The 13,677-nt window shown below is 71.4% G+C and carries 14 protein-coding genes; 8 read left to right on the forward strand and 6 right to left on the reverse strand.

Annotated features, from left to right (window positions below; genetic code table 11):
* Positions 1-190 precede the first annotated feature (190 nt).
* From AB0A61_RS21075 to AB0A61_RS21090, 4 genes are all read left to right on the forward strand, one after another.
* Complete coding sequence (locus tag AB0A61_RS21075) at positions 191-442, forward strand: hypothetical protein (RefSeq protein ID WP_361294055.1); 252 nt, start codon at positions 191-193, stop codon at positions 440-442.
* A 219-nt stretch (positions 443-661) separates the two neighbouring features.
* Positions 662-1,306 (forward strand): TetR/AcrR family transcriptional regulator, encoded by a 645-nt coding sequence (locus AB0A61_RS21080; protein ID WP_361294057.1) that lies wholly within the window; start codon positions 662-664, stop codon positions 1,304-1,306.
* Between the two features lie 176 nt (positions 1,307-1,482).
* A complete protein-coding gene (locus tag AB0A61_RS21085) occupies positions 1,483-1,710 on the forward strand; it encodes a DUF3107 domain-containing protein (RefSeq protein ID WP_053758651.1) in 228 nt (75 codons plus the stop codon).
* 175 nt (positions 1,711-1,885) lie between these two features.
* Complete coding sequence (locus AB0A61_RS21090) at positions 1,886-2,155, forward strand: hypothetical protein (RefSeq protein ID WP_361294061.1); 270 nt, start codon at positions 1,886-1,888, stop codon at positions 2,153-2,155.
* Positions 2,156-2,283: 128 nt separating this feature from the next.
* Here the strand turns inward: AB0A61_RS21090 and AB0A61_RS21095 are convergent, their stop codons facing one another.
* Positions 2,284-3,030, reverse strand: a complete 747-nt coding sequence (locus AB0A61_RS21095; RefSeq protein ID WP_361294064.1) for a ferritin-like fold-containing protein — start codon at positions 3,028-3,030, stop codon at positions 2,284-2,286.
* A gap of 505 nt (positions 3,031-3,535) precedes the next feature.
* On the opposite strand from AB0A61_RS21095, the gene AB0A61_RS21100 reads away from it, so the two are divergent.
* Entirely contained in the window at positions 3,536-6,238 is a 2,703-nt protein-coding gene (locus AB0A61_RS21100; RefSeq protein WP_361294067.1) for a DEAD/DEAH box helicase, read from the forward strand.
* 395 nt (positions 6,239-6,633) lie between these two features.
* Positions 6,634-7,512 carry an alpha/beta hydrolase gene (locus AB0A61_RS21105; RefSeq protein ID WP_361294070.1) on the forward strand — a complete coding sequence of 293 codons (879 nt, stop codon included), beginning with the start codon at positions 6,634-6,636 and terminating at the stop codon, positions 7,510-7,512.
* A 170-nt stretch (positions 7,513-7,682) separates the two neighbouring features.
* Here AB0A61_RS21105 and AB0A61_RS21110 read toward each other — a convergent pair whose 3' ends face one another.
* Positions 7,683-8,579 (reverse strand): NYN domain-containing protein, encoded by an 897-nt coding sequence (locus AB0A61_RS21110; RefSeq protein ID WP_361294072.1) that lies wholly within the window; start codon positions 8,577-8,579, stop codon positions 7,683-7,685.
* A gap of 226 nt (positions 8,580-8,805) precedes the next feature.
* Between AB0A61_RS21110 and AB0A61_RS21115 the strand changes: the two genes are divergently transcribed.
* A complete protein-coding gene (locus AB0A61_RS21115) occupies positions 8,806-8,958 on the forward strand; it encodes a hypothetical protein (protein WP_361294075.1) in 153 nt (50 codons plus the stop codon).
* A gap of 75 nt (positions 8,959-9,033) precedes the next feature.
* Here the strand turns inward: AB0A61_RS21115 and AB0A61_RS21120 are convergent, their stop codons facing one another.
* From AB0A61_RS21120 to AB0A61_RS21130, 3 genes are all read right to left on the reverse strand, one after another.
* On the reverse strand, positions 9,034-9,639 hold the full coding sequence (locus AB0A61_RS21120) for a MarC family protein (protein ID WP_361294078.1): 606 nt from the start codon (positions 9,637-9,639) through the stop codon (positions 9,034-9,036).
* A gap of 57 nt (positions 9,640-9,696) precedes the next feature.
* A complete protein-coding gene (locus AB0A61_RS21125; protein WP_361294081.1) occupies positions 9,697-10,554 on the reverse strand; it encodes a PHP domain-containing protein in 858 nt (285 codons plus the stop codon).
* Positions 10,555-10,781: 227 nt separating this feature from the next.
* The gene (locus tag AB0A61_RS21130; RefSeq protein WP_361294084.1) at positions 10,782-11,423 is read right to left on the reverse strand and encodes a DUF6758 family protein; all 642 of its coding nucleotides are present in this window, start codon (positions 11,421-11,423) and stop codon (positions 10,782-10,784) included.
* Positions 11,424-11,593: 170 nt separating this feature from the next.
* On the opposite strand from AB0A61_RS21130, the gene AB0A61_RS21135 reads away from it, so the two are divergent.
* Entirely contained in the window at positions 11,594-12,823 is a 1,230-nt protein-coding gene (locus tag AB0A61_RS21135; RefSeq protein ID WP_361294087.1) for an MFS transporter, read from the forward strand.
* Positions 12,824-12,853: 30 nt separating this feature from the next.
* Here the strand turns inward: AB0A61_RS21135 and AB0A61_RS21140 are convergent, their stop codons facing one another.
* Positions 12,854-13,459, reverse strand: a complete 606-nt coding sequence (locus AB0A61_RS21140) for a suppressor of fused domain protein (RefSeq protein WP_361294090.1) — start codon at positions 13,457-13,459, stop codon at positions 12,854-12,856.
* Between the last annotated feature and the right edge of the window lie 218 nt (positions 13,460-13,677).

Below are 13,677 nucleotides of genomic sequence, written 5' to 3' on the forward strand. Positions count from 1 at the left end.
TTCATGTGTTCGCCGTCACAGACGATGCGCGGTCAAGGCCGGGGAACCCGGCCCGCGACGCCGTCGGAAGACGCGAAGTTGCCGTACCGGATCGCATAGCGTCCAGATCGGGTGTCTCCTACGCTCATACAGAGGGCACCCGCATGTAGCCCCTGCTTTTCCAGGGACGTTCGTAGGAAGGGAGCCCAGCATGGCACTCGACCCCACCGATCGTCGGCTCGAGACCCCCGATCCCGAGCTGGCCGAGGAGCTCGAAGACAACGACACCACCACGGAGATCGACGTCGAGGCCCCCGAGAACGACGTTGCCGAACAGCATGCGGACATCGCGCCGCAGGACCGCGACGACCCCCTCGAGAACCTGGATCCGGCCCGCGCGAACGAGGCCGACCTCATCGAACAGGCGCGCGTCGTGTCCCTCGACGAGGACGACTACCTGTGAGGCACCGGGTGATGTCCGCGATCGCCGTACAGGAGGGACCACTGGTGAGCAAGAGCAGAATGCCGGTATGCCCGGCTTGGGTATGTTTGAAACTTTCTGTGCCGCTTTCGCTGCTGTCCGGTCCGTGAAATTCTGCGCTCGCACCGCGCACACCACGGTTACCGAAAAGTACGATGGCGGCGCGGCGCACACCGCATGTGGACGACTTTGGGAGGCGGCGTGACAGCCATCGAGCAGACAGAGGCGGCACGCCCGCGGGGTACGCGCCTGCCGCGCCGTGCCCGACGGAACCAGCTGCTGGGCGCCGCCCAGGAAGTGTTCGTGGCGCAGGGCTACCACGCGGCCGCCATGGACGACATCGCCGAGCGCGCCGGCGTCAGCAAACCGGTGCTGTACCAGCACTTCCCGGGCAAGCTCGACCTCTACCTGGCTCTGCTGGACCAGCACTGCGAGTCGCTCATCCAGGCCGTGCGCAACGCCCTGGCGTCGACGACCGACAACAAGCAGCGCGTGCGGGCCACCATGGACGCGTACTTCGCGTACGTCGAGGACGACGGCGGGGCGTTCCGGCTGGTCTTCGAGTCGGACCTGACGAACGAGCCCGCGGTGCGCGAGCGCGTCGACAAGGTGACGAACGAATGCGCCGAGGCGATCTGCGACGTGATCGCCGAGGACACCGGTCTCTCGCGCGCCGAGTCGATGCTGCTCGCCTCCGGCCTCGGCGGCCTCGCCCAGGTGGTGGCCCGCTCCTGGCTGCACAGCGACCGCAGTGTCCCGCGCGACCAGGCGGTGCAGCTGCTGACGTCGCTGGCGTGGCGCGGCATCGCGGGCTTCCCGCTGCACGGCAGCGAGCAGCACCACTGAGTCCGCCCGGCCGACGGGTTTGTTCGCGTGGGCTGCCCGCTCCACGGGTTTGTTCCCGTGCGCTGTTCGCTCCTGGCGTTCCCCGCCGCAGCGTGTACCTCCCCTCACCGGGCTAATGTGTGCTGGGTACGGCGCGGAAGGTCGCGCACTTCACTGACCGTCGGAGGGACATAGCCGTGGAGGTCAAGATCGGCGTGCAGCACGCGCCCCGCGAGATCGTTCTGGAGAGCGGTCAGAGTGCCGAGGAGGTCGAGCGGGCGGTGGCCGAGGCGCTGGCCGGGAAGTCGCAGCTGCTGACCCTGGTGGACGAGCACGGTCGCAAGGTGCTGGTCCCGGCCGACCGTCTCGCGTACGTCGAGCTCGGCGAGCCGGCCCCGCGCAAGGTGGGCTTCGGCGCGCTGTAGTCGCTGCGGTCAAGGACGAGGAGAGGGGCCCGGCGGTCGCGACCGCCGGGCCCCTCCCGCTTCCCTTCACAGCCGGGGCACAAACGGCCCACAGGCGAGGGTTGCATTCCGCAGGTCAGGGGTATGACGCGCTTGGACCGTCAGGCACCGGCCGACCGTGTGGGAGGGACCCAACATGTTCTTGGAAGCGATCGGCTCCGCCGTGCTCGGTCTGCTGCTCGGGTGGGCGGCGCTGCACCGCCTGTCCCACCGCCTGCCGTCCCGCCCGCTGGTGCTTTCGACCGGCGTGGCCGGCGCCCTCTTCGGTGACTTCGTCACGCACAGCGCGCTGGGTGCCGGCAGTCTCCTGCCGAGCCTGCTCGGCGCGGCGGTCGTCTCGGCCGCGTCCCTCTCCCTGCTGCTGCGCCCCGCGGGAAGACTCCGCCGACGATCGGCACCGGCCTGATCCGGCGCCGATCGCGGCGTCGCCCCTGATCCCGGCCGATCCCGGCCGATTGCGTCCGATTCCGGCTGGTCCCGGTTGATCCCGCGTTCCGGACCCGAGCAATCCGATCCGCCGGAGCGGCCCTGGCCCTAGGCGGCCAGCCCCAACGCGGCCATCCGCTTGGTGTGCGCCTCGGTGATGCGGGAGAACATCCTGCCGACCTCGGCGAGGTCGAAGCCGTCCGCGACGCCGCCGACGAGCATCGTGGACAGCGCGTCGCGGTCGGCGACGACCCGCTGGGACTGCGACAGGGCCTCACCCATCAGCCGCCGCGCCCACAGCGCGAGCCGACCGCCCACCCGCGGGTCGGCGTCGATCGCCGCGCGCACCTTCTCCACCGCGAATCCGGCGTGTCCGGTGTCGTCGAGGACGGCCAGGACGAGGTCACGGGTGTCGGAGTCGAGGCGGACCGCGACCTCACGGTAGAAGTCGCTCGCGATCGAGTCGCCGACGTACGCCTTGACGAGTCCCTCCAGCCAGTCCGAGGGCGCGGTCTGTTTGTGGAAGCCGTCGAGGGCGGCGACGAATGGCTCCATCGCGCGGGTCGGTTCCTCGCCGATCTCGGTGAGCCGGTCGCGCAGCCGCTCGAAGTGGTGGAACTCCGCCGAGGCCATCTTGGCCAGTTCCGCCTTGTCCGCGAGGGTGGGTGCCAGCTTGGCGTCCTCCGCGAGCCGTTCGAACGCGGCCAGCTCCCCGTAGGCCAGCGCACCGAGCAGGTCCACGACCGCGGCGCGGTAGTGCGGGTCGGCGGAGGCCGTCGCCCAGTCGCGGGCAGCGTCCCCGGAGCGTTCGGCGGATGCGTCGGAGGCGTTGGCAGGCTTGTCAGAGCTCGTCATGAAGCGCACAATAGCCCGCTCGCCGCGCCAGGGAAGGACCTGGTCAACCAGTGTGACGGCGACTACGTGACCAAATCGGCCATCGCATGTGCGCGATTCCGAGGTATGGTGGTAATGCGCCTGCTGGGTGGGTCGATAGGTTTCGACGTGCCTCGACAGGCCGCACGCATGAGGATGCCCGGTCGGTGGCCCGATCGGCTCCGACCCGACAGCCCTCCCCGGCCGTACGCCACCGTGCGTAGGACGACCGGAGGGACACCCTCAGCGGTACGAGCGCTAGAGCGTCGGCAGAGGTCCCGTGCCATACGGCTTGCCCGAGCGGTTTGCCCGTACGGCCGCCGACGTCCCCCCGGCACGGTCAGACACGACCCCCGCGCTCGCCTCGCGCCGCACACACAGAAGAGGCAGCACCCTGACTACGACTTTCCGACAGCTCGGAATCCTTCCGGAGACCGCCGAGGCCCTCGAAGCCGTCGGCATCACCACTCCCTTCCCCATCCAGGAGATGACGCTGCCCGTGGCCCTCTCGGGCACGGACGTCATCGGCCAGGCCAAGACGGGCACCGGCAAGACGCTCGGCTTCGGCCTTCCGCTCCTTGAGCGCGTGACCGTTCCCGCCGACGTGGAGGCGGGCCGCGCCCGGCCCGAGGCCCTCACCGACACCCCGCAGGCGCTCGTCGTCGTCCCCACGCGCGAGCTGTGCACCCAGGTCACGAACGACCTGCTGACCGCGGGCAAGGTGCGCAACGTACGCGTCACCGCGATCTACGGCGGCCGCGCGTACGAACCCCAGGTCGAGGCCCTGAAGAAGGGCGTCGACGTGGTGGTCGGCACCCCGGGCCGCCTGCTCGACCTGGCCGGCCAGAAGAAGCTGAACCTCAAGCACGTCAAGTGCCTGGTCCTCGACGAGGCCGACGAGATGCTCGACCTGGGCTTCCTGCCCGACGTCGAGAAGATCATCGACATGCTGCCGGTCAAGCGCCAGACCATGCTGTTCTCGGCGACCATGCCCGGCGCAGTCATCGGTCTCGCGCGCCGCTACATGTCCCGGCCCACGCACATCCGCGCCACCGCGCCGGACGACGAGGGCGCGACGGTCGCGAACATCAAGCAGTTCGTCTACCGCGCGCACAACATGGACAAGCCGGAGATGGTCGCCCGCATCCTTCAGGCCGACGGCCGCGAACTGGCGATGATCTTCTGCCGCACCAAGCGCACGGCCGCCGACATCGCCGAGCAGCTCCAGCGGCGCGGTTTCGCCTCCGGCGCGGTCCACGGCGACCTCGGGCAGGGCGCCCGCGAGCAGGCGCTGCGCGCCTTCCGCAACGGCAAGGTCGACGTCCTGGTCTGCACCGATGTCGCCGCGCGCGGCATCGACGTCGAGGGCGTGACCCACGTCATCAACTACCAGTCCCCCGAGGACGAGAAGACGTATCTGCACCGGGTCGGCCGTACGGGCCGCGCGGGCGCCAAGGGTACGGCGATCACGTTCGTCGACTGGGACGACATCCCGCGCTGGCAGCTGATCAACAAGGCGCTGGAGCTGGACTTCAACGACCCGGTGGAGACGTACTCGTCCTCCCCGCACCTGTTCTCCGACCTCGGCATCCCCGAGGGCACCAAGGGCACCCTGCCGCGCTCGGAGCGTACTCGCGCCGGACTGGACGCGGAGGAGCTGGAGGACCTCGGCGAGACCGGTGGCCGCGGCGCACGCGGTCGCGGTGGCCGGGGCGACCGGAGCGAGGAGCGCACCGCCGACCGTGAGCGCCCGGCGCGCACGCCGCGCCGCCGACGCCGGACGCGCAACGGTGCGCCGGTGGACTCGGCGTCCGGCGAGGCGTCGGTGGAGTCCACGCCGACGACCGGTGAGACCGGGGCTGTGCAGGAGCCGGACGCGACCCGCACCCCGCGCCGCCGTCGGCGCATCCGCGGCGGAGTGCCGGCTCAGCCGGTGGCCGCCGAGGCGGTGCCGGCCGAGGCCACGTCCGTCGTCGAGCCGGTCACGGCACCCTCGACCGGGGACGAGCGGTCCGCGCAGACCGCACAGGCCGCGGTGACGACGGCGGAGGGCCCGGCCCTCGACGCCCCCGAAAGCCCGGCGAAGCCGCGCCGCCGCCGTACCCGCAAGTCGGCGGAGCAGGTGGCCGCGACGCCGGAGGCCCCGGCGGCGGCCGCGGCCGAGGCCCCGGAGCCCACGGAGACGGCGGTTGCCGAAGCGACTCCGCGCCGTCGCACCCGTAAGACGTCGGAGCCCGCCGAGGCCGCCGTCGCAACGGCCGAGGGCGCGGAGGACTCCGCACAGGAGGCGAAGCCGCGCCGGACCCGCAAGAGGGCAGCGGCTGCCGCCGAGGCGGCGGCGGACGCGGTGGACACGGTGGAGACCGCCACCGAGGCCAAGCCGCGCCGCCGTACCCGCAAGGCGACCGCCGAGACCGTCGTCGCCGACACCACGGCACAGATGGCCGAGGAGACCGACGCCGCCGCCCGGTCGGCCGCCGATCCCGCGGCGACCGCCCAGGCCCAGCCGCGCCGCCGCACGCGGAAGGCCGCTGAGGCGCCCGCGCCGACGGAGGTGGCAGAGGCCGCCGTCGACACGGCGGAGGCGGTCGAGGCCAAGCCGCGCCGCCGTACCCGCAAGGCCACCGTCGGGGCGCAGGCCCCGGAAGCCCCGGGTGCTGCGGACGCCGCGGGCGCTGCGGAGACCTCGCTCGCCAAGCCGCGCCGCACCCGCAAGACGGCTGCCGCCGAGGCCGCCGCCGACACGGCCGAGGCCGTGGAGGCCAAGCCGCGCCGCACCCGCAAGGCCACGGCGGAGACCGCGGTCGAGACGGCCGAGGGTGCCGAGGCCAAGCCGCGCCGCCGGACCACCCGCAAGACGGCTGCCGCCGAGGTCGCCGTCGACACGGCCGAGGCCGCGGAGGCCAAGCCGCGCCGCACCCGCAAGGCCGCTGCCGCGCCCGAAGCGGCGGCGGACGTTGCTGACGGTGCCGCTGAGGCCAAGCCGCGCCGCCGTACCCGCAAGGCGACCGCCGAGACCGTCACCGCGGAGATCCCGGCGCAGACCACCGGGGAGCCGGAGACCAAGCCGCGCCGCCGGACACGCAAGGCCGCGGAGGCGGGCGAGGCGAGCGGCGATGCGGTGGAGGCGAAGCCCACGGCGCGTCGGACCCGGAAGACGGCGGCCGCGGTGGAGTCCGCGGAGGCCTGATCCGGCACCGTACGGCTCCGGAACTCGCACGACCGGACGGCCCGGCCCACCTCAAGTGGGCCGGGCCGTCTGCGTATCCGAGTCCTGCCCCGCATGCCGCCCGGCGCCCGGTTGTCGGCCGCACGGCCCCGCCGCCCCCGGGGCATGAGCCATACGACGCATGAGCCATACGCGGCATGAGCCATACGGCGCACCAGGCACACCCCGGTTGCCCCCGCCCCAGCCCGATATCCACCCCGTCGCCCGCACCGCCCCACACCCGTCGCCCGCACCGCCCCACACCGTCAACACCCGCCGGACGCGGGCTCGGTCACCTTCCGGCCAACGTGCCCTCGCCCTCCCCCGTGTGCCGCCCCGACACCACCCGGGCGCCCGGTGCCCGATAGCCTCGACACATGAGCAGGCCGCCGACCTTCGTTCCGCCGCCCGGTGCCCGGGCCTACCGTCTGCGCACCGCCCGGGGCGAGTTCGCCGTGGTGGACGCGCCTGTGGCCGCCGGTGCCGAGCCCAGGGGCACCGCGCTGCTGCTGCCGGGTTTCACCGGCAGCAAGGAGGACTTCAACCCGCTGCACGGACCGCTGGCGGCGCGCGGGTACCGGACCGTGGCCGTGGACGGGCGCGGGCAGTTCGAGTCGGACGGTCCGGCGGACGACGAGTCCGCCTACGCGCAGGAGGAGCTCGCGCGGGACGTGCTCGCGCAGGTCGAGGCGCTCGGTACTACCGTGCACCTGCTGGGGCACTCGCTCGGCGGGCAGATCGCCCGTGCGGCCGTGCTCGTCGACCCCTCCCCCTTTCGCTCCCTCACCCTCATGGCCTCGGGACCGGCCCAGATCTCCGTGCCACAGCAGCAGCGCGTGAAACTGCTGCGGGACGCGCTCGCCGTGATGTCGATGACCGAGGTGTGGGAGGCCATGCAGGCCATGGAACCTCCGGAGGAGACCGACACCGGCGCCGAACTCGACGCCGGCCTCGACGACCGGGAGGACCTGCGCCGCCGCTGGCTGGGCAACAAGCCCGCCCAACTCATCGCCACGGGCCGACAGTTGTGCACCGAGCCGGACCGGATCCCCGAACTCGCCGCGGTTGCACTGCCGTTCCATGTGCTGTCGGGAGCCCGGGACGACACCTGGCCGGTGCCGGTCCTCGACGACATGGCCCTGCGGCTCGGGGCGCGGCGGACCCTGGTCGAAGGGGCCGAGCACTCCCCCAACTGCGACCAGCCGCTCACCACGGCCCGGTCCGTGGCCGACTTCTGGGACAGCACCACCGCATAGCCCGGACCGGCACTGCCTCGGCGAGTCCCGCGGAGGCCGGTCTAGTGTCCTGCGCCGGAAGTTCCCAGGCAGTTCCGGCTGAGCCGCGGACGGTCAACGCGCCTGGTCGGCAGCGTGAATCCGATCACCGAGACGAGGGAGATCCACCGACGGACTTCAGGCGCAGGACACTAGTACTGCGTCTGCAGGTGCTCCCAGAAGCCGTCGCGCAGCGCGCGGCGCAGGTCCGCCTGGCCGCGCAGGGAGTACTGCAGGATGCCCTCGGCCTCCACCAGCAGGTCCTGGTCGACGGAGCCGGGCAGGTAGGGGTGGCCGGGCAGCAGCTCCACCAGCGCCTCGCGGCCGCGCGCCGCCAGCCACTTCGCCGCGATCTGCGCGCCCACGAAGCGGACGTCCTCGCGGGTCGGCCGGGCCGCGCCCGTCGCGTCGTAGGCGGGGGCCGTGCGCCGGGAGACGTACGGCTTGAAGAAGTCGAGGTCGAGGGTGCGCTGGCTGTCGACCTCCCACAGCAGCGGCTCGGCCTGGTTGCGGCCCTCGGGCGCCTCGATGCCCCACAGGTGGACCCGGGCTCCGTAGCCCTGGGCTGCCTCCACCGCCGACACCAGGTCCTCGTCGCCGCCGAGCAGCGCTGCGTCGCTGATGGCACGGTGCCGGGCCAGTGACTCCAGATCCGAGCGGATGAGGGAGTCGACGCCCTTCTGCTGGTTGTTGGCGTTGAGGTTGCCCAGGCGGACCTTCACGTCCGGCAGTTCGGCGATGGACTGCTGCTCGGCGGTGTGGATGCGGCGCCGGGCGCCGTCGTACCAGTAGACGCGCAGCAGCCGGCTGTCGGCGAAGACCGTGCGGGCCCGGTCGATGAGCGCGTCGATGAGCCCCTCGGCGTCCAGGTCGAAGGCGCGGCGGTCCTCCGTTCCGGCCACCAGCCGTCCCGCGGCCGCGTAGAGATAGCCCGCGTCGACGAAGATCGCATGGGTCGAGGGTGTCTTCGCCACCTCGGCGAGCATGCGCTCCAGCAGCTCGTTCGTGCGGTCGATGCGGGCACTCAGCGCCGCGAGGTCGTCGTTCATTGCCTCTATTGTCCCGGCGGTCACGCTGCGAACACAACCGGTCCCGGTCGGTCCCGCCAGCCTCCCCTACCGGTCGGTAACTAGATGTTCGAGAATTTTCATTAGCGTAGGGAATGTTTGTAACACTCAGCCCGTTGAATACGTACGGAACAGGGGGCACCGCCGCCCCGTGCGCCGTCCACTCAGTAATTCTCCTCAGGAGGATGACCAGACGAAGGGAGAAGCCATGCGCTTCGAAATCATGCGACTCGACGAGGTCGACGGTACCCCCGTGGACAGCACCGTCGTGGACGCCGCCTCCGTCAACCGGATCGTTCAGCAGGCCGCCGCGGTCGGCCAGCGGCTCTGGATCCGCCCGGCAGAGGCCTCGGCCTCGTAAGGAGCGGTTCCCCCCACACGCTTCACAGGCCCCGTACGGCAGTGCTGCCGTACGGGGCCTGTGCGTATACGGAGTTCAGGAGCCGTGGACGACCTGCAGGACGCCGTTGATGATCTGCTGCACGGCGATCGCGGAGAGCATCATGCCGGCCAGCCGTGTCACCAGGACCACGCCGCCGTCCTTGATCACGCGGATGATCAGCAGCGAGTACCGCATCACCAGCCACAGCACGACGTGGATGGCCACGATCGCGGACCACACCGACACCTGCGTGCTGACGCTGTCGGCCTTCTGCACGGCGAGGATCACCGAGACGATCGCGCCGGGTCCCGCCAGCAGCGGCATGCCCAGCGGGACCAGGGCCACGTTGACGTCCTTGGTCTGCTTCGGCTCGTCGGTCTTGCCGGTGAGCAGGTCCAGCGCGATGAGCAGGAGCAGCAGTCCACCGGCGATCATCAGGGCCGGCACGGACACGCGCAGGTAGTTCAGGATCTGGTGGCCGAGCACGCCGAACACGGCGATCACACCGCCCGCCACACAGACGGCCTGGAACGCCATCCGCTTCTGCATCTTGGCAGGGCGCCCCGCGGTCAGCGCGAGGAAGATCGGGGTGATCCCGGGGGGATCCATGATGACAAAAAGGGTGAGGAAGAGAGAGCCGAAGACGGCAACGTCGAACATGGGTGAGGTAAGGCCTTGCGCGTGAGGTACGGGAGGTGGGAGTGGGCGGGGTGCGGCTCAGGCTCCGCCGGCCCCCGGGACGGGAAACGCGCCGGTCGCCCGCCGGGTGATCTCCCCGTACACCTCGGGGTCCGTCGTGAACTCCCCGAGCGAGACGGTCTTGCGGCTGCCGTGGTAGTCGCTGGAGCCGGTCGCGAGGAGTCCGAGCTCCTTGGCCAGCCCGCGCAGCCGGGCGCGCGTGTCGGGCTCGTGGTCCATGTGGTCGACCTCGATGCCGTCGAGACCGGCGGCCGCCATCTCGGCGATCGCGGACTCCGGCACCGTACGGCCCCGCTTGGCGGCCGCCGGGTGCGCGAACACACAGACCCCGCCGGCGCCCTTGACCAGCCGGATCGCCTCGAAGGGATCCGTCTCGTGCTTCTCCACGAAGGCCCGGCCGCCGTCGGCCAGCCACTGCTCGGTGAAGGCGTCGCCCACCGTCGGTACGACGCCGAGCTCGACGAGGGCGGAGGCGACGTGCGGCCGTCCGACCGAGCCGTCACCGGCGATCCGGGCGACCTGCTCCCAGGTCACCGGCACGCCCAGCGCGTTCAGCTTGGCGATCATGCCCTTGGCCCGCGGCACCCGGTCGTCCCGGACCAGCTCGCGCTCGGCGAGCAGGGCGGACTCCTCGGGGTCGAAGAGGTAGGCCAGCATGTGCATGCTGATGCCGTCGATGCGGCAGGACAGCTCGGCGCCGGTGACGAGGGTGAGCCCCTCGGGCAGCGCGGCGATCGCCTCGGCGTACCCGCGGGTGGTGTCGTGATCGGTCAGCGCGACGACGTCCAGACCGGCCGCGGCGGCGTGACGCACCAGCTCGGCCGGGGTGTCCGTACCGTCGGAAGCCGTGGAGTGGGTGTGCAGATCGATGCGCACGACGCTGACTCCAGGCGGTGACGGGACGGGAGGGGACACCCAAGGATAACGGGAAACGGGGGATGCCCTGTCACACCCGCCCAGGCCGTGCGCCCCCTACACCGCGACCTGCCATGCACTCCTACGTCGCGACCGGCCACGCACCCCTGCACTGCGACCCGCCACGCGCTCCTGCACCGCGACCCGCGATGGGTCCCTGCACGGCGACCCGCCCGGCCCTCGACTCCCTACGGATGCAGCAGCCGCGGCGACAGTGCCCCGAACGGCACCAGCTCGACCTCGGCGCCCGCCTCCCGCAGGTCCGCCAGGACCAGTTCGTCGTACATCAGCAGACCCGACTGCTCCGGCCACACCACTGCCCACAACCACAGCCCGCGCGCCTCGCCCGCGAAGACGGCGCGGTCGTTCGGGGTGCCCGACACATGCCAGAGCGGGGTCGGACGGCCACCGGCCAGCACCTTGGCGTCCGGCGGCTTCTCGACGTTCAGATACGGGCCGGGATCCGGGCCGTCGAGGCCCGCATAGCGTGCGCCCAGTCCGACACCGAGTTCCTCGGCGACCAGGATCAGCTCGCCCATGCCACCGAGCGGGCCGGGGCCGGAGCAGGCCACGGCCGTGGCCCGGCCCCCACTGCGGTCGTCACCCGCACTGGCCACCCCCGTGAACAGCCAGCCCACCGGGAGCGGCCAGGGCATCCACACCGGCACGTGAGTGCGATGCACCACGACACTGAGCGCCTCGACGCTGGGCGGGATCACGGGCTGCACCGGGTGCACGGTCCCGTGCACATCGCACTGCCAGGAATCGCTGAAGAGTCCGGGAGCCCTGACCCGGCCACCACACTTCGGGCAACTGGGTTCGCCCCTCATAGGGCCCCACGGTCCTACCCCGACTGCGCCACGTCAAGGACGATCACCCGTCCGGACGGAACGGTCCCGCCATCCCCTGCCGGACAGGACTGGATGTATGTTGCATTAATTAGCTGCCCTAACTTACTATTTGCATGCACCAACTGTCGTCCGGCCGGATGGGAGAACGCATGGACACGGACCCCTTGGACGCGGGCGCCGGCGGCATCCTGCGACAGCCGAAGGCTGTCTGGGCGACGGCCGGCGCGTCCGTCGTCGCCTTCATGGGCATCGGACTCGTCGACCCGATCCTGCCCTCCATCGCCAAGGGCCTGAACGCCACGCCCAGCCAGGTCTCGCTGCTCTTCACCTCGTACTTCCTGATCACCGCCATCGCGATGCTGGTGACCGGCTTCGTCTCCAGCCGGATCGGCGGACGCAGGACCCTGCTGCTCGGCCTCGCCTTCGTGGTGGTCTTCGCCGGTCTGGCCGGCACCTCGGGCTCGGTCGCGCAGCTCGTGGGCTTCCGGGCCGGCTGGGGCCTCGGCAACGCGCTCTTCGTCTCCACGGCGCTCGCGGTCATCGTCGGCGCCGCGGCCGGAGGCAGCGCGGCGGCGATCCTGCTGTACGAGTCCGCGCTCGGCCTCGGCATGGCGTGCGGTCCTCTGCTCGGCGCACTGCTGGGCAACGTCAACTGGCGCTACCCGTTCTTCGGCACCGCCACGCTGATGGCGATCGGCTTCCTGTGCATCACGGCGTTCCTGAGGGAGCAGCCCAGGCCCGCCCGCAAGACCTCGCCGCTGGACCCGATCAGGGCGCTCGGCCACGGCGGCCTGGCCTCCGCGGCCGTCTCGGCGTTCTTCTACAACTACACGTTCTTCACCGTGCTGGCCTTCACGCCCTTCGTGCTGGACATGACCCCGTACAAGTCGGGAGCGGTGTTCTTCGGCTGGGGCGTGCTGCTCGCCGTCTTCTCGGTGCTCGTGGCGCCGCGCGTGCAGAAGCGGTTCGGGTCGCTGAAGGTGCTGGGCGGCTCGCTGGTGCTGCTGGCCGTCGACGTCGTGGTCCTCGGCTACGGGGACCACACCACCGCCGTGGCCTGCACGGTCCTGTCCGGTGCCTTCATCGGGGTGAACAACACCGTCTACACCGAACTGGCTCTCGGGGTCTCGGACGCGCCGCGCCCGGTGGCGAGCGCGGGCTACAACTTCGTGCGCTGGTTCGCGGCCGCGGCGGCGCCCTGTCTGGCGCCGAAGATCGAGGAGTGGAGCGACCCCCACATCCCCTTCGTGGTGGCGGGGGTCACCGCGGTGCTGGGCGCGCTCGTCGTGGCCGTACGGCGGAAGGCCCTGAATCACGAGGCGGAGGAGCTGCAACCGCGGCACGCTCTCGAGGACGGCGTCGCGGTCTTCGCCAACTGAGCCCACGGCGCGGCCGGTTGGTGAGATCGGTCACTCCAGCGGGACGGATCTGCGGGTGGGATCCCTCAGGTCCGTGCCGTTCGACAGCCAGCGCTCCTGGAGCGCCTGCGCGCCGTGCACCCGCTTCCAGGCGGCCTCGTTCCCAGTCATCGGGAGCAACGGCAGGAAGCGCACGGGATCCAGCGGCTCGTCCAGCTCCAGGTCCTCGACCAGACCGCCCGGCTCGGCCACCAGCACCGAGGTGAAGGCAGCGCCGGGCCACAGCGGCTCGCCCACGTCGAGCGAGCTGCCGGGAGCCACCACCAGGCCCTCGACCTGCGGGGACGCGGCGAGAACGGCGAGCGGACGGAGCACCTTGTCGGTGTCGGCGAGACCGGCCCGGACGGAGAGGACGAGCTCCGCGCGGGGGCCCTTGACCGGGTCGGCGAGCATCGCCGTCGGGTCCGTCATGGGCTGCGCGGACATGCCGAGGGTGGCGTACCGGACGATTCCCCCCTGCTCCGACGCGCTGAAACGCTCGCTGAAACGGAGCACCTCGATGCGGTCCGTACCGAGGAAGGTGACCGCGGCGCGCGCGTCCGGCTCGCCCAGCGCGGAGCGCAACCGGGCCTCGACCAAGGGAAGAACATCAACCATGTGGCGAGCATAGAACTCGTCAGTACCGGGCAAAGCGGCGCCTTGACACGTCAGTCGGCTGATACTCTTGGCCGGTGGTTCGGGGCAGCATGCAGAAGCATCGCGAATCGGGTCCCGACGCCGATGATTTTCCCCTGACGGGGCACCCTTCAACAAGGGTATCGATCGTCCCTCACGAGGGACCGGCCGGAGGAGGTGGGGCTGCGATGGACCGAAGT

The sequence above is a fragment of the Streptomyces sp. NPDC046197 genome (genome assembly GCF_040646295.1).
Classification (GTDB): domain Bacteria; phylum Actinomycetota; class Actinomycetes; order Streptomycetales; family Streptomycetaceae; genus Streptomyces.

What these genes read in the sequence shown, in the direction of transcription:
- AB0A61_RS21075 (WP_361294055.1), top strand. Translation starts at nt 191, where the DNA reads ATGGCACTCGACCCCACCGATCGTCGGCTCGAGACCCCCGATCCCGAG.
- AB0A61_RS21090 (WP_361294061.1), top strand. Translation starts at nt 1,886, where the DNA reads ATGTTCTTGGAAGCGATCGGCTCCGCCGTGCTCGGTCTGCTGCTCGGG.
- AB0A61_RS21095 (WP_361294064.1), bottom strand. Translation starts at nt 3,030, where the DNA reads ATGACGAGCTCTGACAAGCCTGCCAACGCCTCCGACGCATCCGCCGAA.
- AB0A61_RS21100 (WP_361294067.1), top strand. Translation starts at nt 3,536, where the DNA reads ATGACGCTGCCCGTGGCCCTCTCGGGCACGGACGTCATCGGCCAGGCC.
- AB0A61_RS21105 (WP_361294070.1), top strand. Translation starts at nt 6,634, where the DNA reads ATGAGCAGGCCGCCGACCTTCGTTCCGCCGCCCGGTGCCCGGGCCTAC.
- AB0A61_RS21110 (WP_361294072.1), bottom strand. Translation starts at nt 8,579, where the DNA reads ATGAACGACGACCTCGCGGCGCTGAGTGCCCGCATCGACCGCACGAAC.
- AB0A61_RS21115 (WP_361294075.1), top strand. Translation starts at nt 8,806, where the DNA reads ATGCGCTTCGAAATCATGCGACTCGACGAGGTCGACGGTACCCCCGTG.
- AB0A61_RS21120 (WP_361294078.1), bottom strand. Translation starts at nt 9,639, where the DNA reads ATGTTCGACGTTGCCGTCTTCGGCTCTCTCTTCCTCACCCTTTTTGTC.
- AB0A61_RS21130 (WP_361294084.1), bottom strand. Translation starts at nt 11,423, where the DNA reads ATGAGGGGCGAACCCAGTTGCCCGAAGTGTGGTGGCCGGGTCAGGGCT.
- AB0A61_RS21135 (WP_361294087.1), top strand. Translation starts at nt 11,594, where the DNA reads ATGGACACGGACCCCTTGGACGCGGGCGCCGGCGGCATCCTGCGACAG.
- AB0A61_RS21140 (WP_361294090.1), bottom strand. Translation starts at nt 13,459, where the DNA reads ATGGTTGATGTTCTTCCCTTGGTCGAGGCCCGGTTGCGCTCCGCGCTG.